Annotated in this window: 19 protein-coding genes; 5 read left to right on the top strand and 14 right to left on the bottom strand. The window is 71.7% G+C overall.

What is annotated here, in order from left to right:
- Nucleotides 1-6 precede the first annotated feature (6 nt).
- The 7 genes from ABEA33_RS19480 to ABEA33_RS19450 all read right to left on the bottom strand — a co-directional run bounded on the left by ABEA33_RS19480 (nt 7) and on the right by ABEA33_RS19450 (nt 8019).
- Nucleotides 7-918: an ROK family protein gene (locus ABEA33_RS19480; protein WP_345528595.1), complete on the bottom strand. Its 912-nt coding sequence runs from the start codon at nt 916-918 to the stop codon at nt 7-9.
- On the bottom strand, nt 906-2285 hold the full coding sequence (locus tag ABEA33_RS19475; protein ID WP_345528594.1) for a glycoside hydrolase family 3 N-terminal domain-containing protein: 1380 nt from the start codon (nt 2283-2285) through the stop codon (nt 906-908). Before ABEA33_RS19475 ends, ABEA33_RS19480 begins: the two co-directional genes overlap by 13 nt.
- The gene (locus tag ABEA33_RS19470; protein WP_345528593.1) at nt 2282-3121 is read right to left on the bottom strand and encodes a carbohydrate ABC transporter permease; all 840 of its coding nucleotides are present in this window, start codon (nt 3119-3121) and stop codon (nt 2282-2284) included. Before ABEA33_RS19470 ends, ABEA33_RS19475 begins: the two co-directional genes overlap by 4 nt.
- Nucleotides 3121-4059: a carbohydrate ABC transporter permease gene (locus ABEA33_RS19465; RefSeq protein WP_345528592.1), complete on the bottom strand. Its 939-nt coding sequence runs from the start codon at nt 4057-4059 to the stop codon at nt 3121-3123. Before ABEA33_RS19465 ends, ABEA33_RS19470 begins: the two co-directional genes overlap by 1 nt.
- Before the next feature lie 121 nt (nt 4060-4180).
- The gene (locus ABEA33_RS19460) at nt 4181-5470 is read right to left on the bottom strand and encodes an extracellular solute-binding protein (protein WP_345528591.1); all 1290 of its coding nucleotides are present in this window, start codon (nt 5468-5470) and stop codon (nt 4181-4183) included.
- 66 nt (nt 5471-5536) lie between these two features.
- A complete protein-coding gene (locus ABEA33_RS19455; protein ID WP_345528590.1) occupies nt 5537-6667 on the bottom strand; it encodes an ROK family transcriptional regulator in 1131 nt (376 codons plus the stop codon).
- 140 nt (nt 6668-6807) lie between these two features.
- The gene (locus ABEA33_RS19450; protein ID WP_345528589.1) at nt 6808-8019 is read right to left on the bottom strand and encodes an FtsX-like permease family protein; all 1212 of its coding nucleotides are present in this window, start codon (nt 8017-8019) and stop codon (nt 6808-6810) included.
- Between the two features lie 41 nt (nt 8020-8060).
- Here ABEA33_RS19450 and ABEA33_RS19445 point away from each other — a divergent pair, with 41 nt between their 5' ends.
- Nucleotides 8061-8306 (top strand): response regulator transcription factor, encoded by a 246-nt coding sequence (locus ABEA33_RS19445; RefSeq protein WP_425577453.1) that lies wholly within the window; start codon nt 8061-8063, stop codon nt 8304-8306.
- Between the two features lie 3 nt (nt 8307-8309).
- On the opposite strand, the gene ABEA33_RS19440 is transcribed toward ABEA33_RS19445, so the two are convergent.
- Nucleotides 8310-9266 carry a cation diffusion facilitator family transporter gene (locus ABEA33_RS19440; protein ID WP_345528588.1) on the bottom strand — a complete coding sequence of 319 codons (957 nt, stop codon included), beginning with the start codon at nt 9264-9266 and terminating at the stop codon, nt 8310-8312.
- Nucleotides 9267-9303: 37 nt separating this feature from the next.
- Here ABEA33_RS19440 and ABEA33_RS19435 point away from each other — a divergent pair, with 37 nt between their 5' ends.
- Nucleotides 9304-10191: an SGNH/GDSL hydrolase family protein gene (locus ABEA33_RS19435; RefSeq protein WP_345528587.1), complete on the top strand. Its 888-nt coding sequence runs from the start codon at nt 9304-9306 to the stop codon at nt 10189-10191.
- On the opposite strand, the gene ABEA33_RS19430 is transcribed toward ABEA33_RS19435, so the two are convergent.
- The 4 genes from ABEA33_RS19430 to paaN form a co-directional block, all read right to left on the bottom strand.
- Nucleotides 10188-11705, bottom strand: coding sequence for an amidohydrolase (locus ABEA33_RS19430; RefSeq protein ID WP_345528586.1), 1518 nt, complete (start codon nt 11703-11705; stop codon nt 10188-10190). The genes ABEA33_RS19435 and ABEA33_RS19430 overlap by 4 nt on opposite strands.
- A gap of 10 nt (nt 11706-11715) precedes the next feature.
- On the bottom strand, nt 11716-11955 hold the full coding sequence (locus ABEA33_RS19425) for a hypothetical protein (RefSeq protein ID WP_345528585.1): 240 nt from the start codon (nt 11953-11955) through the stop codon (nt 11716-11718).
- A 715-nt stretch (nt 11956-12670) separates the two neighbouring features.
- On the bottom strand, nt 12671-14101 hold the full coding sequence (locus ABEA33_RS19420) for a DHA2 family efflux MFS transporter permease subunit (RefSeq protein ID WP_345528584.1): 1431 nt from the start codon (nt 14099-14101) through the stop codon (nt 12671-12673).
- A gap of 104 nt (nt 14102-14205) precedes the next feature.
- Nucleotides 14206-15864: a phenylacetic acid degradation protein PaaN gene (paaN, locus tag ABEA33_RS19415; protein WP_345528583.1), complete on the bottom strand. Its 1659-nt coding sequence runs from the start codon at nt 15862-15864 to the stop codon at nt 14206-14208.
- Between the two features lie 123 nt (nt 15865-15987).
- Between paaN and ABEA33_RS19410 the strand changes: the two genes are divergently transcribed.
- Nucleotides 15988-16617 (top strand): hypothetical protein, encoded by a 630-nt coding sequence (locus ABEA33_RS19410; RefSeq protein WP_345528582.1) that lies wholly within the window; start codon nt 15988-15990, stop codon nt 16615-16617.
- Here ABEA33_RS19410 and ABEA33_RS19405 read toward each other — a convergent pair.
- Nucleotides 16610-18076: a serine/threonine-protein kinase gene (locus ABEA33_RS19405; RefSeq protein WP_345528644.1), complete on the bottom strand. Its 1467-nt coding sequence runs from the start codon at nt 18074-18076 to the stop codon at nt 16610-16612. The two genes, ABEA33_RS19410 and ABEA33_RS19405, sit on opposite strands and share 8 nt — an antisense overlap.
- Before the next feature lie 135 nt (nt 18077-18211).
- Here ABEA33_RS19405 and ABEA33_RS19400 point away from each other — a divergent pair, with 135 nt between their 5' ends.
- On the top strand, nt 18212-19108 hold the full coding sequence (locus ABEA33_RS19400; protein ID WP_345528581.1) for an ABC transporter ATP-binding protein: 897 nt from the start codon (nt 18212-18214) through the stop codon (nt 19106-19108).
- The gene (locus ABEA33_RS19395) at nt 19105-19914 is read left to right on the top strand and encodes an ABC transporter permease (protein ID WP_345528579.1); all 810 of its coding nucleotides are present in this window, start codon (nt 19105-19107) and stop codon (nt 19912-19914) included. Before ABEA33_RS19400 ends, ABEA33_RS19395 begins: the two co-directional genes overlap by 4 nt.
- A 73-nt stretch (nt 19915-19987) precedes the next feature.
- Here ABEA33_RS19395 and ABEA33_RS19390 read toward each other — a convergent pair whose 3' ends face one another.
- Nucleotides 19988-21679: a binary toxin-like calcium binding domain-containing protein gene (locus ABEA33_RS19390; protein WP_345528578.1), complete on the bottom strand. Its 1692-nt coding sequence runs from the start codon at nt 21677-21679 to the stop codon at nt 19988-19990.
- Nucleotides 21680-21733: the final 54 nt, after the last annotated feature.

Below are 21733 nucleotides of genomic sequence, written 5' to 3'. Positions count from 1 at the left end.
CCGGGCTCATCGGCCGAGGTAGGCCGCGCCCACGGCGGCGACCGGGTAGTCCGACGGGATGACCCGGAGCCGACCGGCCAGGTCCAGCGAGGCCAGGAACGGCGAGCTCGACGCCTGCGCGAGGAGCGCCTGGGCCACCGACATCCGCAGCGGGTCGCCGAGCTGGGCGACCCCGCCGCCGAGGACGATGCTGGCCGGGTCGACGGCCAGGCTGAGCACCCGGATCGCGCTGGCGACGCCGGCGGAGAACCGGTCCCGGGCCGCGATCGCGGCCGGGTCGCCGGAGCGGGCGGCGGCGAACAGCGCCTGCGCCGGGGGCACTCCGCCCGACGGCCAGGCAGCGGCGAGGGCCGAGCCGGAGGCGATCGTCTCCAGGCAGCCGCGCTGGCCGCACTGGCACACGACGCCCTGTGGGTCGACGGGCACGTGCCCGATCTCGCCGGCGGCACCGTGCTCGCCGCGGCGCAGCCGGCCGTCGAGCATCAGGCCTGCGGCGAGGCCGGTGCCGATGCTGACGTAGACGAGATCGGTGGCGTCGTCGAGGGCCGCGGCACCAAGGGTGGCGGCGTTGACGTCGTTCTCGAGCACCACCGGGACGCCGAGCCGCTCGGCGAGGAGGTCGCGCAGCGGCAGCCAGTCACCGTTCACGCCGAGGTTGACCGCGTGCTTGACCGCCCCCCGCTCGACCTCCACGAGGCCGGGGATCCCGACGCCGACGGTGCCCTCGAGCGGCTGGCCGGTGGCGACCCGCAACGCCTCGAAGACCCGGGCGGCCGAGCGCACGATGCCCTCGGCACCGGGCTCGGTCGGCTCACGGACCTCGGCCAGGATCGCCCCGTCCGGGTCGAGCACGAGCCCGAGCGTCTTCGTGGCCCCGATGTCGAGTCCCACGCTCAGTGCGGCGGTCACCGCTTCCACCCGGCCTTCCTCAGCAGTTCGGTCACGGCGGCTGCCCCGGGACGAGAGTAGCCACGCGTGCAGATCCTCGGCGCGGGTCCGGCGTGCGGACCCGGCCAGCCCCACTCGACGACGACGGCCGCACCATCGACCACGATCTCGGGCCGGCGGTGCGCGTCGCGCACCTGCAGGACGACCGGCCGGCCCGTCGGGGCGGGCTCGCCGGGGGCGATCACCACATCGGGCTCGAGGCCCCACGGGACCTCGCCGATCGCGATGTTGGCGGCTGTGGCGACGCTGACCACGACGGCGTCGCGCAGGTCGGGCAGCTCACCTTCGACCGTCAGCGCCCGGCGGGCGCCCTTGAGCTGGGCGTCCGCGTCGACGGCGTACGCCGCGGGCGCGGCGAGCCGGTCGAGCATCCGGTCGATCCGAGCGACGGCCTCCTCGAGACGCGCGCGGGAGAGGCGTCCCGCCTCCACCGCGGCGACGACGGCGTCCTGGGTCGCCCGCACGGTCGCGACCGCGACGTCGGTGCCGATGCAGAGCAGGTCGGTGCCAGCGGCGAGCGACAGCACCGCGGCCTCCGGGATGCCGCGCCCGGCCGAGGCGCCGGCCATGTCGAGGGCGTCGCTGACGATGACGCCGTCGTACCCCAGCCGGTCCCGCAGCAGCCCGAGCACGGGGGCGCTCAGGGTGCCGGGGAGCTCGGGATCGAGGGCGGGTACGACGATGTGGGAGGTCATCACCGAGGCGATCCCGACCTCGACGGCCGCCGCGAACGGCACCAGCTCGCGGGCGAAGAGGGTCTCGAGGTCGGCCTCGACCGTCGGCAGCTCGAGGTGGCTGTCCTGCGCGGTGTCGCCGTGCCCGGGGAAGTGCTTGGCGCAGGCGGCGACGCCTGCCTCCTGCAGCCCGGTCACCCACGCCGCGACGTGGGCGGCGGCAGGGGCGGGCTCCGTCCCGAAGCTGCGGGTGCCGATCACCGGGTTGTCCGGGTTGGAGTTGACGTCGGCGACCGGCCCGAGGTCGAGGTTGATCCCGGCCGCGGCCAGCTCGGCGCCGATCGCGCGGGCGGTGTCGCGGGTGAGCCCGAGGTCGCCGGCGGCGCCGAGAGCCGCGGGGCCGAGCACCGGGCTGCCGTCGAGGGCGTGCAGCCGGGTGACGTCACCACCCTCCTCGTCCACGGCGATCACCGCGCGGGGGTTGGCGGCCCTGATCGCGGCGCTGAGCTCGGCGACGGCGGCGGGCCCGTCGGAGGTGTTGGTGGCGAAGTAGCAGACCCCACCCAGTCCCTCGGCCAGCAGTTCGGCGTACTCGTCGGGCAGCGTCGTCCCGACGAAGGCGGGGAGCTGGACCTGCAAGGCCAGTGTGCGCAGGCTGGTCATCCCTTCACCGCCCCGGAGGTGAGGCCGCTGACCATCCGGCCCTGGACGATCAGGAAGAAGACGATGACGGGGACGGCGATCAGGGTGGAGCCGGCCATGATGCCGCCCCAGTCGGTGCCGCGGTTGACGTCGGTGAAGGTCGAGAGCCACAGCGGCAGGGTGCGCTGGTCCTCACGGGTCATCACGACGAGCGCGAGGGTGAACTCGTTCCAGGCCTGGATGAAGCCGAAGACGCCGGTGGCGACCAGGCCGGGCGCCAGCAGCGGGAAGGTGATCCGGAAGAACGCCTGCGTGCGTGAGCAGCCATCCATCATGGCCGCCTCCTCCAGCTCGTAGGGCACCCCGGCGACGAACCCGCGCAGGGTCCAGATCGTGAAGGGCAGCACCAGCGACACGTAGACGATGCTGAGCCCGACGACCGTGTTGAGCAGGTCCATCGTCTCCAGCATCTTGTACTGGGAGATGAAGAGCCCCTCGACGGGGATCATCTGGATCACCAGCAGCGTGACGATGAAGGACATCCGCCCGCGGAACCGGAAGCGGGACACCGCGACCGCCGCGACGAACGCGAAGGCCAGCGCGACCACGATCGTCAGCAGGGTGACCATCAGGCTGATCTTGAGCGCGTTGACGAACTGGTCGGTCTCGAAGACGGTCCGGTAGTTGTCCAGGCTGCCCCCGAAGGGGACCCAGGTCGGGACCGGGTTGCGGATCTCGTTGCGGTCCAGGAAGGAGCTGTTGACCATCCAATAGACCGGGAAGACGGTGACCAGGAAGGCGAGGACGCCGAGGGTGTTGGCGGTGATCCGCAGCGAGCGGCGGGGAGCCCGTGCCATCAGTCCTCCTTCTCCTGCTTGAGCATGGACCGGACGTACGGCGCGGTCAGGATGACCGTGAGGACGAGCATGAAGACGGCGACGGCCGCGGCCATGCCGAACTTCCCGCCGCCGATGCCGAGCCGGTAGATGTAGGTGCCCAGGAGGTTGGTGTCGCGAGTCGTCCCGCCGGCCTCCTGGAGGATGTAGATCTGGGTGAACACGCGCAGGTCCCAGATGATCTGGAGCAGGCCGACCACGAGCAGCACCGGCCGGATGGTCGGCAGCACGATGTGGCGCAGGCGCTGGAACGGTCCGGCCCCGTCGATCTCGGCCGCCTCCTCCATGTCCTCGGAGACCTGGGTGAGCGCGGCGTACACGGTGAACGCGACGAACGGGACGCTCATCCAGACGACGATCACGGTCGCGACGAAGAAGAAGGAGAGCGGCTGCAGCAGCCAGGAGTGGCCCTCGTAGTCGAGGCCGATCCCGGTGAGCAGGTAGTTGATGACGCCGTACTGGGTGTCGAAGAGCCACTCCCAGACGGTGAGCGTGGCGACGACCGGCATCGCCCAGGCCAGCAGCAGCCCGGTCTGCACCAGGATCCGCACCGACTTCGACATGTGCCGCATCAGGAGCGCGAGGCCCACGCCGATCAGCAGCGTGAGGCCGGCGTTGACCAGGCAGAAGAGCAGGGACCGCAGGGTGACCCGCCAGAGGTACGGGTCCGTGACCAGGTCGCGGTAGTTCTGCAGCCCGATCCACTCGGGCGCCTTGCCGAACTGCTGCTGCAGGCCGAACTCCTGGAAGGACAGCATCAGCTGGCGCACCAGCGGGTAGCCGAGCGCCAGGCCGAGGGCGGCGACGGCGGGGACCAGGAACAGGTACGGCAAGACGCTGCGGCGTGGCTTCGGCGGACGGCCGAGCTCAGCGTCGGCCTTGACGGTCATGTCGGTCATCGTCTCCTCCCTTCATCTCCGGTTGTCGAGCCTGTCGAGACACACCGGGGCATGGCACGGCCGGGGCGGCGGATCGCACCGCCCCGGCCGTCTTGCTGGTCGAGCTCGTGGTCGCGGCTGGTCAGCCGTTGATCTGCTCGTCCATCTGCTCGTCGGCCTTGGCGGCCAGCTCGGCCACGTCGCCACCCTGGGCGATCGCGACGAACAGGTCCTCCAGGACCCGCGAGCCCTCGACGTTGGCCCAGCCCGGCGCCGCCGGGGTGAGCTTGGCGTTGGAGGCGGCGGCAATGGTGGCCTCGGCGAACTCGTCGTCACCGAGCAGCGGCGCGAGCGAGGTCAGCGCCGGCGTGAGACCGGCCTGGGCCATGATCGTCTGGTAGTCCTCGCTGAGCATCAGCGCGACGGCCTTCTGGGCCAGACTCTGGTTGGCGGACTTGGCCGCGATCGCGATGTCCGAGCCGCCGAGCAGGACCGGGGCGGGCTCGCCGTCAGTGCCGGGCAGGGCGAAGACGCCGATCTCCTTGCCGTAGGTGTCGGGGCACCCGGTCTTCGGGTCCTCGATCAGGCCCTTGATCCAGCCGGGGGCCGACACCATGCCGATCTCGCCGGCGCAGAACGGCGTCCACGAGTCGGCCTCGTTGCCGTCCTTGGGCGCACCCGAGGCCTCGGTGAAGAGCTTCTGCGCGGTCTCGAGACCGGCGACGGAGTCCTCGTCGGCCAGGGCACCGGACCACTCGTCGCCGTCAGCGACCGCCAGGTCGCCACCCGCGTTCCAGATGAAGGCGGCACCGTTGCGCCAGTCCTGTCCGGGGAACCAGAAGCCGGAGAAGTTCGCCGGCTTGGGGTTGTCCTTCTTGAGGGCGATGGCCACGTCGACGAACTCGTCCATCGTCGTCGGCACGTCCAGGCCGGCCGCCTTGAAGAGGTCCTTGCGGTAGAAGATGTACTTCGAGCCGGCGTAGTACGGCACGGCGTACGTCTTGCCGTCGATGGTGGCGCCGTCGACGAAGCCCTGGAGCAGGTCGTCGCCGCCCAGGCTGTCGAGCTGGTCGGACATGTCGGAGAACGCACCGGCCGAAGTGAACGTCGGGGCCTGCGTGTTGCCGATCTCGACGACGTCCGGGGTCTCCGACTCGCTGGAGAGCGAGGTCGTCAGACGCTCGACGAGGCCTTCCCACTCCTGCTGCTCGATGGTCAGCGTGGAGCCGGGGTTCTGGTCCTCGAAGGTCTTCTTGAGCCAGTCGCGGGCCTCCTGGGGCGTGTCCGTCCCGTTGAGCCAGACGCGGATGTCCGCCGTCTTGGGCCCGTCGCTCGACGCGTCACCGTCGCTGCTGTCGCTGCCGCAGGCGGCCAGGGTCGCCGCGGCCATCGCGGCGATGGCCGCGACCGCCAAAGTCTTCTTGATGCGCACCGCTGATTCCTCTCGTCGAGCTTCTCTTGCTGGGTTGTGTGGGTCGTGCCGGTTCCGAGATGGGTGTCAGGAGACGCCGAGCTGTCCGGAGAGGACGAGGACGGCGGCTCCGACGAGGACGACGTCCTCGCCGAGCTCCGAGGTGCGGACCACGAGTCCGGCTGAGCTGACCGGCATGGTCCGCTCGCGGATGCTCCGGTCGGCGGCCTCGAGCAGCGGCCCGTCGAGCAGCTCCTGCGGTCCGCTGAGCACCAGCTCGTGCAGGTTGAGCGTCCCGACGACCGGCGCCAGTGCAGCCCCGAGCTGCTCACCGACGCGGCCGAGGATCTCGTCCGCATCGCCTCCTTCCGCGAGGCGACGACGCAGGTGGGGTACGGCGAGGATCGTCTCGAGGCAGCCCGTGCGCGAGCAGGCGCAGCGCTCGCCGTCGGGGTCGACGACGACGTGGCCGATCTCGCCCGCGGCGCCGAGGTGGCCGTGGAGCAGGGAGCCGCCGAGCACCAGGCCGGCACCCACACCGGTCCCGATCCGGAGCACCATCAGGCCGCCGTCGCCGGAGGCGCCGAAGGTGTGCTCGCCGAGGACGGCGGTGTTGGCGTCGTTCGCGACGAAGACCGGGACGCCGAGGGCGTCGGCGAGACTGGCCGCCAGCGGGGTGTCGGTCCAGGCCAGGTTGGGGGCGTCGATGACCGTGCCGGCGGCGTCGACGACACCGGGGCTGCCGACGCCGATGCCGAGCACCGGGCGGTCGGTCATCGCGATCAGCTCTTGGGCGAGCCGGTGCACGAGCGCGACGGCGGCATCGCCGACGGCTCCATCGAGGGGCAGCTCGTGGCGGGCCTGCACCTTGCCTGCGAGGTTGATGACGGCGCCGGTCATCCGGTCCGTGGCCGACAGGTCGATCCCGATCACGTGGGTCGAGTCGGCGGCCAGCCCGACCAGCATCGGCGGCTTGCCGACCCGACTCTCGGTCGGGGCGCCGAGCTCCTGGACGAGCCCGTCGGTGACCAGCTCGCCGACCAGGTCGGACACGGTGACCCGGGTCAGCCCGCTGGTGCGGGCCAGGTCGGCGCGACTCGCAGGCCCCTCCCGGAAGAGCTGCTGGAGCAGCAGCGACCGGTGATGGCGACGGGCGTCCTCCTGGAGGAGCTTGCCGCGAGGCCGGAGCTGCCGGCCCACTGGTGAGGTCTGGGTCACGTTTGTTAGTTCAGCGCACTTACATATTCGTCGTCAAGCGTTTCGCGGAAATTCGTGGCTCAGGGATACCCGGTCCACCGGGTATCCCTGAGCTTCTGGGCCTTTGCATCGCCCGAGAACTTCATGAAGTGCCCGAGGAGTCACGCCGCTCGCGACCAGGCCGTCAACCGAGCGCCGGCCAGCGCGGCGACCACCGCCAGGCTGATGCAGGTGGTCGCGATCGCGGCCAGCGGCACCCACGGGATGGTCAGGCCCACGGCGGGTACGTCGCGGGTGGTCGCGTAGCGGATCAGCCCGCCGACGAACACCACCACCGCGCCCCCGACGAGCAGCGCAGCGGCGCCCACCGACCCCGCCTCCCAGACCGCCATCCGGCGCAGCTGGTCGGGGGTGGCGCCGAACAGCGCCACGGTGCGCCGCTGCCGCCGGCGCTGCGAGGCGCCGATCAGGACGGCGTTGACGATCGCGATCCCGGCGTACAGCCCGGCCGGACCGAGGAGCACCCACAGTCCGACCTCGTTCGAGGCCCGGGTGCGCGCGTCGACCTCCTCGATCCAGGCGTCGGACGTCAGCACCCGGGCGTCGGTGCCGGCCAGCAGGGTGCGTACTTCGGCGCTGCCCGGGTCCACGAAGACCGGGTCGGGCACGGCCCGCTCGGCCTGCCGCGGCACGAGCCCGCGCGGCAGCAGCACGTCGGCGTACAGGTCGGGTGCGTCCTTCACGACCGCGACCACCGTCGGTCGCAGCGTCCTGCTCCCCACCTGGAGCCGGACGCGACTGCCGAGGACGGTGCCGGAGTCGAGCGCGTAGGTCTCGGTGACGGCGACGTGCCGGTCGCCGACGCGGTCCAGTGAACCGCGCACGGCGGTCAGGCCGCGGGCAGCCGCGGCGGCGGCGACGTCGACGACGTCGATCTCCTCGCGGTCATCCTCGGAGCCGAGCCCGACGGTGATCGTCGTCCGCGGGTCCGCGACCGCGATCCCCGACGCGCCGGCGAGACGTACGGCGGCCTCGCGGTCGCCGTTGGTCTCCACGACCAGCGGCGCGTGCAGTTGCGCCCGGTCCATCGCCGTCGTCCAGTCCGCGGTGAAGCTGAGCGCGACGACGAGCGACCCGGCGATGGCCGAGATCGCCAGGATCGGCGCGGCGATCGCCGCCGGGGTGCGTACGGCGGTGCGCACGTGGTCGCGGGCGAGCCGGGCCGAGACGCTGCGCCCGACGAACGGCCGCACGAGAAGCCCACCCAGCCACGGGAAGAGCAGGCCCCCGAAGCAGACCAGCCCGATCACCACGACCTCCGGCAGCAGCACCGCCATCACCAGCGCGAAGAGCGGGCTGATCTCGCGCGCCACCAGCAGGACGGCGACCGACCCCGCGAGGCAGGTCGTGCAAGCTGCTCGGCCGGCGCCGCGACGACGGGCCGCTCGCGACGCTGACCGAGCGCGAGCGCGAGGTGCTCGCGCTGATGGCCAAAGGCCGCACCAACGGCTCGATCGCCGAGGTGCTCGTGGTCAGCGAGGCGGCGGTGCGCAAGCACGTCGGCAACATCTTCGCCAAGCTGCGGTTCGAGCCCGGCTCCGACCGCCGGGTCTCCGCGGTGCTCGCCTACCTGCGCGGGTCGGCCGACCCGACGGGCTGAGCCCTACGGCGTGAGCGAGGGCATGTCCGGGAACGACAGGGTCAGCACGGCGTCCTCGATCAACGGGTGCTCCTCGATGTCGGCCTCGACCCTGCGCAGGCGCACGGCGAGGTGCGCCTCGGTGTCGTCGCCGACGAGGTCCACGGCCGCGACCACGAAGACCCGCGAGGGACCCACGAACTCGAGGTGCAGGTAGGTCAGGCGCTCGACCTGCGGGTGCTCGAGGATGCCGGCGATCACCCGAGATCGGGTCTCGGCCGACGGCGCCTCGCCGAGCAGGTAGTCCATGTTGCGGCGGATCAGGAAGACCGCGACGAAGGCCAGCAGCACGCCGATCGCGATCGACCCGATCGCGTCGAAGACGGCGTTGCCGGTGAGCTGGTGCAGCCCGATGCCGGCCACCGCGATCAGGATGCCGAGCAGCGCCGAGAAGTCCTCGAAGAAGACGGCGCGCAACGTCGGGTTGGACGTCTGGGTGACGTACCGCAGCGGGTGCATGCCGAAGCGCCGCGACGCACCGTGGATCTGCCTGCTCGCCTGCACGAACGACGTGCCCTCGAGGAGGAACGCGATGCCGAGCACCACGTAGTTGACCAGGAAGCTGGTCTCCTCGGACTCGGAGGTCAGTTGCGTGACGCCGTGCCAGATCGAGACGACGGCGCCGGCGGTGAAGAGCCCGAAGGCGGCGATCATCGACCAGGCGTACGTCGCCCGCCCGTACCCGCGCGGGTGCTCCTCGTCGCGCGGTCGGCTGCCGCTGCGCTCGGCGATCAGCAGGAAGACCTCGTTGCCCGCGTCGGCCCACGAGTGCGCGGCCTCCGCGACCATCGCCGCAGACCCGGTCAGCAGGGCGGCAACCGTCTTCGCGACCGCCAGCACGGCGTTGGCGGTGAGCGCAACCACGACGGTCAGCAGCGACTCGCCTCCGGAGGGCGCGGCCGGGTCGTCGCTGGAGGCCATGGTCGCCAGTATCCGCCCCGCCCGTACGGTCGACGTCATGCGCCGCGCCCTGATCGCCCTGCTCCTGCCGGGGGTCCTTCTCGCCGGGTGCGGCAGCGACCCCGAATCAGCGCCCCCGCCGGGTCCCGCTGAGACGACCGGCAGCCCGGTGGCCGCGCCGACGGCGTACGACACGTACGTCGCGCTCGGCGACTCCTACACCGCGGCCCCGCTCGTTCCGCCGACCGACACCAGCAACGCCTGCCTGCGCTCGGGCGTCAACTACCCCGCCCTGGTCGCCAAGGGGATGCCCGGGACGGCGCTGACCGACGTCAGCTGCAGCGGCGCCGCGACCGAGGACATGACGAGCCCGCAACGCGGGATGACCGGCGCCGTACCCCCGCAGTTCGACGCGCTCCGTCGCGGCACCGACCTCGTCACGATCGGCCTGGGCGGCAACGACGACGGCCTCTTCGCGGCCGTGCTCGGCCAGTGCACCGAGCTGGCGTCGTCGGACCCCACCGGCAGCCCGTGCACCGCCAGGTTCGAGGACCGGACCGACGCGTCGCTCGAGCGGATCCGCAGCAACCTCGCCGACGTCGTGTCGGGCGTCCGCGAGCGCTCCCCGAAGGCCCGCATCCTGCTCGTCGGCTATCCACAGATCGTGCCGGAGTCCGGCAGCTGCGACGAGCTCCCTCTCGCCGAGGGCGACTACGCGTTCGCCCGGCAGGTCAACGAGGACCTGAACGACGCGGTCGAGGAGGCCGCCGGCGACACGGAGGCGGACTACGTCGACCTCTGGGAGCCCAGCGCCGGCCACGACATCTGCGGCGACGAGCCGTGGATCAACGGCCGGGTCACGTCGGCGGGCCGAGCCCTCGCCTACCACCCGCTCGCCGTCGAGCAGCAGGCCGTCGCCGGCCTGGTCCTCGAGCGGCTGCGCTAGCGAGCGTCGCTCACGACGCGGCCGGCGACGGCGGTCAGGGCGACGGGCATGGCCCGGAGCTCGCGGCCGAGCGCGGCCGTGTCCGTCGCCTCCACGTCACGCAGCAGCGGATCGCGGTCGAGGAGCACCAGGTCACCACGGGAGCCGGCGGCGACCGTCGGCTGACCGTCGACGGAGGCGGCCAGCACCTCGCGGACGGTCAGCGCCTGCTCGCCGTGCCACGGCCCGCGGTCGTCGGCGCTGCGGTGCACGGCGGCGGCCATCGCCAGCCACGGGTCGAGCGGTGAGACGGGTGCGTCGGACCCCAGGGCCAGCTCGACCCCGTCGTCGAGCATCCACCGGAAGGCGAAGCAGCGCTCCGCACGCTCACCCCAGATCTTGTCGGTCAGGTCTCGGTCGTCGAGCAGATGTGCGGGCTGCACGCTGGCCCGGACGCCGAGCTGCGCCATCCGCCGTACGTCGTCTCGGCGCGCCATCTGCGCGTGCTCGATCGAGCCGTGCGCGCCGGTCTCGGCGTACGCCTCCAGTGCCTCCCGCACGGCGGCGTCACCGATCGCGTGGGTGGCGATCTCCAGGCCGGCGGCGTGCGCCCGCGCGAGCTGCTCGCGCAGGTCGGCGCCGGAGAGGTTCGGCTGGCCGGACGGGTACTCGAGCTTGTGGGCGTCGCCGTACGGCTCGCAGCACCAGGCCGTCCGGGTGTTGAGCGAGCCATCGCTGATGATCTTGAGCGGGCCCATCGTCGCGCGGTCGTCGCAGCCGGGGAGCACGTCGCCGGTGCGCAGTCCGGCGGCGATCACGTCGTCGAGCAGATGTGAGTACGTCGCGGCGCGGATCCGCAGGCGGTCGCAGCCCTGCACCCACCGCTCGCTCCACTCCTCGATGCCCGCGCCGAACTCGAAGTCGACCAGGCCGGCGATCCCCCGGCCCGCGGCCTCGTCGAGCATCCGGCGGTAGGCCTCGGGCGAGGTGCCGTCGTTGCCGACGAGCGTGACCAGACGGGGGTACGCCGCGAACCACTCGGTCTCGCGCACCACCGAGTCGCGGACCGGCATCGCGAGGTGCAGCAGCGCCGTGGTGTTCAGCCAGGCGTGGTGGCCGTCGCCGCTGATCAGCACCACGGCCGTGTCGCCCGAGACGGCGTCGAGCTCCGACACCGTGACCTCGCGGTGCCACCCGGCCGAGCGGTGGCCCCACCCGATCACCGGGAGGTCGGGGTAGTCCGCGATCCGCTCGGCGACCAGCCGAGTGGCGTCCTCGGGCGAGCGCGCCCCCGCCAGGTCGAGCCGCTGGGACGACAGCGTCCACTGCGCCAGGTGGGTGTGCTGGTCCCAGAGTCCCGGGATCACCCAGCGCCCCTCGGCGTCGATCTCCTCGACCCCATTGGGCCGCTCGAGCGCCGAACCGATCGCCGTCACGACGCCGCGCTCGACCGCGATGTCGACCGGCGCGTCGGGTGCGGTCTCCCCGGCACCCAGCGGCACCAGGCGGGCGTTGCGGATCAGCAGGCTACTCACCGCCCGCACGCTAGCGGGCGGCCTCGCCTCCAGGTCGCGCGGGGAGGGACCCACCGGAGTCGTGGACGAAGCAGACGCCAGCGACGTCACCGTTGGGTTCGAAGTCGTCGGGCGAATCCCAGGCGATGTAGAGGAGGTAGCCCCGCAGCCGGGGCGGGATGCCCGCCTCGCACTGGACAGCGGCGACCTCCCGCTCGTGCTTGGTCGGGTACTCGTCGAGACGACTGTGCCGCGATGGGCGGCGCCACACCAGACCCGATCCACCGCACCCGCCATTGGCCGTTGACCGCGGTCGTCGCGCCGCCGAGCGCGTGGTCGGTGGTGTGGCCGGTGGCGTGGTCAGCCGACGGTGGCCAAGCTCCATTCGAGGTTCTGCGTTGCACGAACGTTCGAACAACGCGAACGTCACGTCATCGCTGAGGGCCGGCGAGGTGACGGCCCACGCGGCCCCCGGTGGTCGAGCCTGCCGAGACCCCCGCAACCCAGACAGGGCCCTCAGGTGCGGGGGCCTCGACGACGCCCGCCCGAGCTCGCTTGCTCAACCACCGGGACACCCGCGTTGTCAGCCAACGGCAGCCAAGCTCCATTCGAGGTTCTGCGTTGCACGAACGTTCGAACAACGCGAACGTCACGTCATCGCTCAGTGAGGGGCCGGCGAGGTGACGGCCCGCGCGGCCCCCGGTGGTCGAGCCTGTCGAGACCCCCGCAGCCCAGACAGGGCCCTCAGGTGCGGGGGTCTCGACGACGCTCGCCGGAGCTCGCTGCTCGACCACCGAGACGCCCCCGTTGTCAGCCGACCGCAGCCAAGCTCCATTCCAGGTTCTGCGTTGCACGAACGTTCGAACAACGCGAACGTCACGTCATCGCTGAGGGGCCGGCGAGGTGACGGCCCACGCGGCCCCCGGTGGTCGAGCCTGTCAAGGCTCGGGCCTAACGGCCATCACACCTCAACCACCGGCACTCACTCAGGCGGCGTCCGGGCAGGGCTCCTCGTCAGGGACGACGGCGTGCGGGTCCATGGTTGCCATCGGCTTGGGCCGCAGGAACACGCCACCGATGATCGCGGCGAGGCCGGCGAAGGCCGCGCCGGCTGCGAACGCGAGCTGGAAGCCGCCATTGAGCGCCTCGAGCGATCCGGCGCCGTCAGCGAGGAGCGAGGAGGTCTGTGAGGACGACAGGCTGACCAGCACGGCCAGGCCGAGTGCGCCGCCCATCATGAAGGACGTGTTGACGACGCCCGAGGCGAGCCCGGACTCGTGCGGCTCGACGTCACCCATCGCCGCCAGCAGCACCGGGTTGAAGGCGATGCCGGCACCGGCGCCGAGCAGCAGCATCGAGGGCAACACGTCAGCGAGGAAGCTCCCGTCGACAGGGGCACGGGAGAAGAGCGCCAGGCTGGCGCAGGCCAGCAACAGACCCGCGACGAGCGGCGGACGGATGCCGAGGCGCAGCACCAGCTTGTCGGAGACCCGCAGCGAGCAGTACGCCATCACGACGCTGGTCGGGACGAACGCCAGCCCGACCTCGAGGGCGTCGTACCCCAGCACCTGCTGGAGATAGAGCGCCGCCAGGAAGAACCAGGCGAACATCGCGGCGGCCCACAGCACGCCGACGACCTGCGACACCACGACGTTGCGGAGGCGGAAGAGCCGCAGCGGGACCAGCGGCTCGGCGACCCGTGACTCCCACAGCACGAACACCGCGAGCAGCACCACGCTGCCGGCGATCAGCCACGCCTCACTCTCGACGATCCCGTAGACCGACAGCATCAGTGCGGCGGTCACCAGGACCGCGCCGAGCACGTCGATCCGGCCGCGCTGCTCGACCACGTCGTCCGCGGGCAGCACGCGACGGGCGGCGATCCACACCCCGACGCCGACCGGCACGTTGACGAGGAAGATCCAGTGCCAGGAGAAGAGGCCGGTGAGCACGCCACCGAGGAGTACGCCGACGGCGCCGCCACCGGACATCACGAAGCCGAAGAAGCCCATCGCCTTTGCCCGCTCGGTCGGATCCTGGAACAACCCGACGATCAGCGAGAGCGCGACCGCGGAGACGGCGGCCCCGCCCAGGCCCTGGACCGCACGGCCGGCGACAAGTAGCCCGGCCGTCGGCGCCAGTCCGCAGGCGACCGACGCGACCACGAAGGCCACGACACCGCCCATGAAGACGCGCCGGTTGCCGAGCAGGTCGCCGAGCCGCCCCGACAGCAGCAGGAAACCGCCGAAGGTCAGCAGGTAGGCGTTGACCACCCATGCGAGCGCCGCCTGGGAGAAGCCCAGGTCGGACTGGATGGAGGGCAGCGCGACGTTCACGATGCTCGAGTCGAGCACGATCATGAGGTCGCCCAGGCACAGCACGTAGAGCGCCAGCCAGCGGGTCTTGACGTCGGTCATCGGGATCTCCTGGGTGGGAGGGTTTCGTCACCTTCTCCACGAACGGGGGACTACGAAATCGACAGACCTGCCGAAACTTCTCGAATCATCGGTGGTTTCACCGCCTAAACGGGCCGACGCGACTGCGCGATCCGGAACCGCGGTGCCACGAAGGCCGCGTCGAGGAAGGTCGCACCCGAGGCGGGGCTGGCGCCGGCGCCGTAGAAGTCCGAGAACGCCGACACCGTGTTGACGTAGACCTGGTCGAGCAGGTTCTCCGACAGGGCCACGCCGACATCGAGGGCGACGTCGCGCACCTCGTCGACGACGGCCGGCGACGTCGAGTAGACCGAGGCCGACACGGCTCCGTGTCTACTGGCCATCAGGTAGAAGAGCGCGATCGACTCCTCCGTGTCAGCGGTCTCGACCAGGTAGCAGACCGCGCCGAGGTTCTCGCCCGAGTAGACGTCGGCGTCGACGGCCTGCAGGCCGACCAGCACCGGAGTGTGCACCTCGGCGTCGGCGTACATCGGGTGGGTGACGCGGCGGCTGGCGATGAGCACCTCACCCTCCTTGGACGCCGACTCGACGAACTCCAGCACCGCCGGACTGGCGAGGGCACCCAGGATCTCCACGGCACTCTCGTCGTCGGACAGCAGTCGGTCGAACGCGGCCGCGAGGCCGTCGGCCACCTCGCGGGGCGACTTGAGGCCCTCGTCGGTCTCGATGCCGTCGCGCGGCACCAGCAAGTTCTGGGGTGCCGTGCTCATCTGGCCCGTGCACAGGGCCAGCGACCTGGCGAGGTGGCCGCACAGGGCACCGAAGTCGTCGGTGGAGTCGAGGATCACGCTGTTGACGCCGGGCGAGTCGGTGAAGAGCACGGCCTGCCCGGCCCGCTCCTCGAGCCAGTTGCAGAAGCTGGCGGACCCGGTGAAGTCGATGATCCGCACCTCAGGACGTACGGCGAGCTGCTCGTGCAGGTGGTCCGCGTGGTCACCGACGGCGAGCGTCACCAGGCCGACGTCGAACCCGGCCTCGGCGAGCACCTCCTGGCAGACCTGCACCGTGATCGCCAGCGGCAACACCGCCGAGGGGTGTGGCTGGACGACGACCCGGTTGCCCGCGGCCAAGGAGGCGAAGAGCGCCGGCCACGCGTTCCACGTCGGGAAGACGTCGCTGCCGATCACCAACGAGGTGCCCCGCGGGATGACGGTGTAAGTCTTCTCCATCCCCCCGCCACCGTCACCCGGCCGCGTCCACACTGCGGTGGGGGCTACCCGGGACTGCGCCTGCCACGACCACGCGAGCGCCTCGAGGCTCCGGTCGAGGGTGTTGGCGACGCTGGACGAGAAGGCGACACCGAACGGCTGGCCACTGGTGTGCCGTACGGCGCTCGCGATCTCGAAGCCCCGGTCGTACAGCCGGTCCAGGATCTGCATGCAGACGCCGACCCGCCCGTCCGGGCCGGCGTCGCGCCACGCTCGGGCGCCCCGGCGGGGAGCGAGCAAGGTCTCGATGTCCGTGACCCGGGGGTACCGCACCCGGAGGTCGAAGCCGAACGGCGAGCGCTCGGTCGCCACCGTCCCGTCCGCACCCGGCGTGGCCAGCGGGAACTCCTCGTCCAGCCAGGACCGAAAGGCCGCGGTACCCGTTCGTCGCGCCGCTGCGCCGGAGGGACCCGGCGAAGGCGAGGCCTCGAAGGCGGAGAAGTAGGTGCGGGCCGCGGACGCGGCGACCGCAGCGTCCAACCGCTCACGGTGTCGATCGATCCAGATCTCGCTCATTCGGTGCCCCTCCGAGTGGTCAGCGCTGTCACACTCTGGCACACGATCCGGCACCGACCAGTCAAACCCGCAATCGACCCGCCCCGTCCGCAGGAGCGGGCGTGCGCGGATACGGTGTGCCGCATGGTGCGCTGGATCGGGTTGGCGCTCGCTCTCGCCCTGATGGCAGGGGCGGTCGGCTACTGGTTGGGCACCGAGCGACCCACCGACCCGACGACGTTCTCCGCCGTCCCGGTCCCGGCCTCGTCACCCAGCTATCCGGTCATCCCGGCCGTCGTGGTCGCCGACAACCTCGCGCCGGCGCTCCGCCCGGACGTGCGCGTACGTCGCCAGACGGTCGGCGCCCCGCCGTTCCAGGTGAAGGTCCCGATCCCGCGAGGCTGGGTGCGCAGCGAAGCAAACGCCAGCGAGTGGAAGTGGTACCCGTCGTGGCGGCTGACCAGGAACGTCTACTTCATCAAGGTCCTCCAGATCGGCAACGGCTACCGCACCATCGACTCGGCGGTCCGCAACCGCATCGCCGACCTCGACAGCGCTGCGGATGTCACCAACCTGGAGGTCGAGCGAGAGCCGGACCGGTTCGCGGCGAGCTACGTGGCCGACAAGCACCGCCGGTTCTCGTACGAGGGCTACCTGTCCCGCCCGGGATCGGGCTTCGCCGACGTCTACATCGGGGTGATCGGGCGGGAGGCGGACCGCCCCGGGCTCAAGGCGCTCTTCGACCGGATGATGTCGGAGACGGACGTCAGCTGAAGCCGTGGGTCTCGACCGAGTCGAGCACCTGGTTGGCCGTCGCCGTGGTGGAGCTCCGGACCTGCACCCACAGCAGCCGGTTGTCGGTGAGCCGGACGACGCGCTCGACCATCACCCCGTCGTCGCACCCGGTGTAGAAGACCGTGATCGCCTCGCGGCCGGTGCCGTCACCATCCACCGGCTCCTGCGCGGTGGTGCACTCGGGGTGTCCGGGCACCCGGGCAGGCAGGTCGGTGCCGGGCAGGATGCCCACGAACACCCCCTGGGAGTCCAGCTCGTCGCTCCAGCCCGGCTCCGTGCCGACCGAGAGTGCCGGGTAGTCCGACGTCTCGTGCGGAGGCTGCCAGCCGTCATCGGCGACCGCGCGCTTCCACCCGATCGGCACCGTGACGGTCAGGGCGCCGTCCTCATCGCTGACCGTCGCCTCGTCCGGACCGTCCCCGGCGGCGACGTAGCCACCGACGCCCGCCAGGGCCACGACCAGCGCGGCAACAGCGAGCCCGGCGAGCCAGCGCCTTCTCGTACGCCGGGGCAGGGCCGGCTCGGGCAGCGGTCCGTCGTCGACCTTCAGCGAGGGCGCCGCACCGAGCTGGGTCAGGTGTGGGTCGAGGGGCAGCCAGACCTCGGCATCGGTCTCGGCGTCCGTGCCGGCGACCGGCACGAGCGCGGCCTCCAGCGCCGCGACGTACGACGCCACGTCGGGCCAGCGGTCCTCGCGGTCGGCCGCCAACCCACGGCACACGACGGCCTCGACCTCGGGCGGGTACGGCCGCTCCTCGGTCGACAGCGGCGGCGGCGGCCCCGGGGTCGCCGCGGCCGACAGCGAGGCGTGGGAGAACGCCGCGCGGGAGGCGAGCATCAGGTAGGTCAGAGCGGCGAGAGAGTACTGGTCGGCGCGGGGGTCGAGCGGCTCGCCCTGCGCCTGCTCGGGGGCGACGAACGACGGCGTCCCGGCGATCACCGTGAGCCGCGACGACACCTCCATCGACTTGCCGAGACCGAGGTCGGCGACCATCGCACGGACGCGCCCGTCGACCGCTCGGAAGAGCACGTTGGCGGGCTTGAGGTCGCGGTGCAGCACTCCGCGCTCGTGCAGGGTCTGCAGCCCGGCGCCGATCTCGCGGATCACCCCCAGCACCTGCGCGGCCGTCAGCCCGTCGATCTCCAACCGGTCGGCGAGGGTCCCCTGGTCGGCGTACGACATCACCAGGTAGGGGCGCCCATCGTCGAGCTCGCCCGCGTCGTAGACGGTCACGACGTACGGCGACTCGACCTTGCGCAGGAAGCGACCCTCCTCCAGGAACCGCCGGCGCACGGCCAGGTCCTCGCTCCAGTTCTCGGCGAGCACCTTGACCGCGACGGCTGAGTCGAGCTGCTCGTCGTACGCCAGCCAGACGGTCGCGAACGCGCCCGCGCCGATGCGGCGGCGCACGGCATAGCGACCGAGACGAGCAGGCATGGGCACGACCGCATTATGGCGGGGCCACGGGTTGGGGCCAGGGGTGCTACCCCGAGAGGACTCGGGGTCGGCTCAGGGATCAGGTGCCCCGTCTCCCCGATGTGGGCACCCCCTCGGGCCCGCGAGGCTCAGGTCATGATCAAGGTCGAGTCCCTCAGCAAGCAGTACGGCGGGTTCGCTGCCGTCGACGATGTCAGCTTCACGGCGCGGCCCGGCCGCGTCACCGGATTCCTGGGCCCCAACGGCGCCGGGAAGACCACCACCATGCGGATCATGGTCGGGCTCACCCCCGCCACGTCCGGATCCGCCACCGTCAGCGGGCGGCGCTTCGCCGACCTGCCCAACCCGGGCCTCGAGGTGGGCGTCCTCCTGGACGCCTCGGCCCAGCACGCCGGACGCACCGGCCGCGAGATCCTCACCGTCGCGCAGCGCACGATGGGGCTGCCCGCGGCCCGGGTCGACGAGATCCTCGACCTGGTCAGCCTGACACCGACCGAGGCCGGTCGCCGGGTGCGCAACTACTCGCTCGGCATGCGCCAGCGGCTCGGCATCGCGGCCGCGCTGCTCGGCGAGCCAGAGGTCTTGATCCTGGACGAGCCGGCCAACGGCCTCGACCCGGCCGGCATCCGCTGGATGCGCGACCTGCTCCGCGGGTACGCCGACCGCGGCGGCACCGTCCTGCTCTCGTCGCACCTGCTGCACGAGATCGAGGTCATCGCCGACGACCTGGTCGTCATCGGCAACGGCCGCATCGTCGCCCAGGGCACCAAGGCCGAGTTGCTCGCCTCCGCGGGCACGCTGGTCCGCACCCGCGACGTACCCGCCCTCACCCGCGGCCTCGTCGACGCCGGCCTGGACTTCTCCCAGATGACCGACGCGCTCAGGGTCGACGCCGAGCCGGACGTCGTCGGGCAGGTGGCTCTGGGAGCCGGTGTCGCCCTGACCGAGCTCCGCGCCGCCGAAGGCGCCGGGCTCGAGGAGATGTTCCTCGAGCTCACCGCAGACACCCAGCGAGAAGGAGTAGCAGCATGAGCGCCACGACCATCGACGCCGTCACCGAGGTGACGCGTACGGCGCGGCCGGCCCCCACGCGGATCCCGATGTCGCGGCTGATGTCCGTCGAGTTGCGCAAGTCGTTCGACACCCGGTCCGGCTTCTGGCTGATGGCCAGCATCGCGATCCTCGCGGTGGTCGCCACCGCTGCGACGATCGTGTTCGCACCCGACAGCGAGCTCACCTACGAGTCGTTCGCCTCGGCGATCGGCTTCCCGATGGCGGTGCTCCTGCCGATCATCGCCGCCCTGTCGGTGACCAGTGAGTGGAGCCAGCGCACCGGGCTGACGACGTTCACCCTGGTGCCCCACCGCAGTCGGGTGATCGGCGCCAAGCTCGCCGTCACGATCGGCATCGGCGTGGTCTCCATGCTGATGGCTGCCGCGATCGGCGCCGTCGGCAACGTGCTCGGCACCGCGATCACCGGCACCGACACGGTCTGGAACGTCAGCGCGACCGAGCTCTCGTACATCATCGTGGCCAACGTCCTCGGCATGCTCGTCGGCTTCATGCTCGGCGTGCTGATCCGCAACTCGGCCGCCGCCATCGTCGGCTACTTCGTCTACGGGTTCGCTCTGCCGCCGCTGACGATGCTGCTCGCCATGAACCAGCAGTGGTTCGAGGACCTGCAGCCGTGGGTCGACTTCAACTTCGCCCAGGGCAACCTCTTCAACGGCGTCATGACCGGCGAGAACTGGGCCCAGCTGGCCGTCACCGGCTTCTTCTGGTTGGTCGTCCCCCTCGCGGTCGGGCTCCGGATGGTCGTCCGGTCCGAGGTCAAGTAGCTCCCGGGCCGACATCGGTCGGGTGAGGTCGCAACCGCATCGTCGGTTGCGACCTCATCCGTTTGTCCTGTGCCTAGCCCAGCTTGGCGGGGTTGCTGCCGGCGCGGACCTCTCGACCGTCGGAGGCGCCCCCGCGGTCGGTGTCCCAGTTCAGCGGGTTGCTCGGCATCCGCCCGTGGCGCTTGTTGCGCTTGCCGGTCACCTCGGCGCGGTCGCCCAGGCCATCGCGGTCGGAGTCCTTCGAGCGCGGGTTGCTGACGTAGCGGACGTGGTAGCGCTTGTTCTTGAAGCCACGCACCTCGACCCGGTCGCCGAGCCCGTCCCGGTCGGTGTCCTTCCGCGACGGATCGGTCCGCACCAGACCGATCCGGTGGGCCTTCTTGCCGTGCACGGAGACCTTCCGCTTGATCTTGATGCCGCGGGCCTCGCGTCGGTCCTTGATGCCGTCACCGTCGGTGTCGGTCTTCAGCGGGTTGGTCCGGACGACGCCGATGCCGGGGATCTTGAACCCGTTGACCTCTCGGCCGTCCTGGATCCGGTCGCCATCGGTGTCGGCCTTGAGCGGGTTCGTCCTGGCCAGGACCTCCTGCCCGTCCTGGAGTCCGTCACCGTCGGTGTCGGCGACAAGGGGGTTGGTCCCCCTGATGCCCTCACCGCCGTCGGAGAGCAGGTCGCCGTCCGTGTCCGGGTTGACGGGGTTGGTGCCGCCCCGCAGCTCGTCGGCGTCGCTCACGCCATCACCATCGGTGTCCGTGCCGGGTGCGCCGGCGCCTGGAGACGCGGAGTCGAGCGGGTCAGAACCGTTGACGACCTCGTATCCGTCCCCGTAGCCGTCACCGTCGGTGTCGGCGTTGCCCGGGTCGGTGCCGTACTGGGTCTCCTGGGCGTTGGTCAGCCCGTCACCGTCCGGGTCCGCGGCGCTGCCGCCACCGGCGCTCCTGGCACAGTCGACACCACCTGCGGGGGCCGTCGCGGCGGCGCTGAGCGGCAGCAGGTCGACGTCGAGGAGCGACGAGCCGGCGAGCCCGAGAGCCACGTGCAGCACGGTCGCCGAGCCACTGGCCGAGCTGCCGTCAGCGCTCTCGGTCTGCGAGGCGAGCCCGGGTGCGGACACCTCGAGGCTCAGGCCCGGGTTGGCCGGGAGAGCGATGGAGACGGGGCTGCCGTTGCTGGGCACGGCGTACGACTGTCCGCCCGCGACGACCGAGACGGCTGGTGCGTCGTACGTGACGTCGGCGCTGCCGCTGGTGCCGCCCGCGGTCGCCGTCAGGACTGCCGGGTCGAGCACCTTGATCGTCGCGGCACCCCCGAGCAGCTCGACGTCGACCGTCGAGCCGGAGGCGGTGGCGCGGACCGCGTCACCGCCGGTGCGGCCGACGAGCTGCGTGTGCTGCGACGTCGCGACGTCCTTCGGCAGCGTCAGCACGCTGACGTCACCCAACCCGGGGATGTTCGCCGGGACCACGGTCGCCCCAGCCGTCGTGGCCGTGGAGGCCGACGACAGTGCACCCACCGGAAGACACGAGCCGTCGGCCGTGGTGCGTGCCTGGGCCGTCGACGTGGAGAGACCGAGGTCGACCAGGCCAGGCACCGTGACGGGCGCGGTGGTCGCGGTCGTCAGGTCGGGCGACGGTGCCCCTGTCGTCGCCTCGCTGTGAGCCGACGACAGCAACGGGAGCGGAGTGCCCGCGAGCCCGGTGCCACCCAGGTTGCGGGCGTCGGCCGAGGCGCGTGGCGTCGCGGTCGAGCCGGCGGCACCGGTCACCCCAAGCGATCGAGAGGTCGGCCACGGAAGGAAGCCCGGGCAGGCTGATCGCAT

Source organism: Nocardioides endophyticus, assembly GCF_039543845.1.
Taxonomy (GTDB): domain Bacteria; phylum Actinomycetota; class Actinomycetes; order Propionibacteriales; family Nocardioidaceae; genus Nocardioides; species Nocardioides endophyticus.
Note: the sequence above shows the minus strand (reverse complement) of the source record. Positions and strands in the feature narration are given on the sequence as shown.

What these genes read in the sequence shown, in the direction of transcription:
- ABEA33_RS19475 (WP_345528594.1), bottom strand. Translation starts at nt 2,285, where the DNA reads ATGACCAGCCTGCGCACACTGGCCTTGCAGGTCCAGCTCCCCGCCTTC.
- ABEA33_RS19470 (WP_345528593.1), bottom strand. Translation starts at nt 3,121, where the DNA reads ATGGCACGGGCTCCCCGCCGCTCGCTGCGGATCACCGCCAACACCCTC.
- ABEA33_RS19465 (WP_345528592.1), bottom strand. Translation starts at nt 4,059, where the DNA reads ATGACCGACATGACCGTCAAGGCCGACGCTGAGCTCGGCCGTCCGCCG.
- ABEA33_RS19440 (WP_345528588.1), bottom strand. Translation starts at nt 9,266, where the DNA reads ATGGCCTCCAGCGACGACCCGGCCGCGCCCTCCGGAGGCGAGTCGCTG.
- ABEA33_RS19435 (WP_345528587.1), top strand. Translation starts at nt 9,304, where the DNA reads ATGCGCCGCGCCCTGATCGCCCTGCTCCTGCCGGGGGTCCTTCTCGCC.
- ABEA33_RS19420 (WP_345528584.1), bottom strand. Translation starts at nt 14,101, where the DNA reads ATGACCGACGTCAAGACCCGCTGGCTGGCGCTCTACGTGCTGTGCCTG.
- paaN (WP_345528583.1), bottom strand. Translation starts at nt 15,864, where the DNA reads ATGAGCGAGATCTGGATCGATCGACACCGTGAGCGGTTGGACGCTGCG.
- ABEA33_RS19410 (WP_345528582.1), top strand. Translation starts at nt 15,988, where the DNA reads ATGGTGCGCTGGATCGGGTTGGCGCTCGCTCTCGCCCTGATGGCAGGG.
- ABEA33_RS19405 (WP_345528644.1), bottom strand. Translation starts at nt 18,076, where the DNA reads ATGCCTGCTCGTCTCGGTCGCTATGCCGTGCGCCGCCGCATCGGCGCG.
- ABEA33_RS19400 (WP_345528581.1), top strand. Translation starts at nt 18,212, where the DNA reads ATGATCAAGGTCGAGTCCCTCAGCAAGCAGTACGGCGGGTTCGCTGCC.
- ABEA33_RS19395 (WP_345528579.1), top strand. Translation starts at nt 19,105, where the DNA reads ATGAGCGCCACGACCATCGACGCCGTCACCGAGGTGACGCGTACGGCG.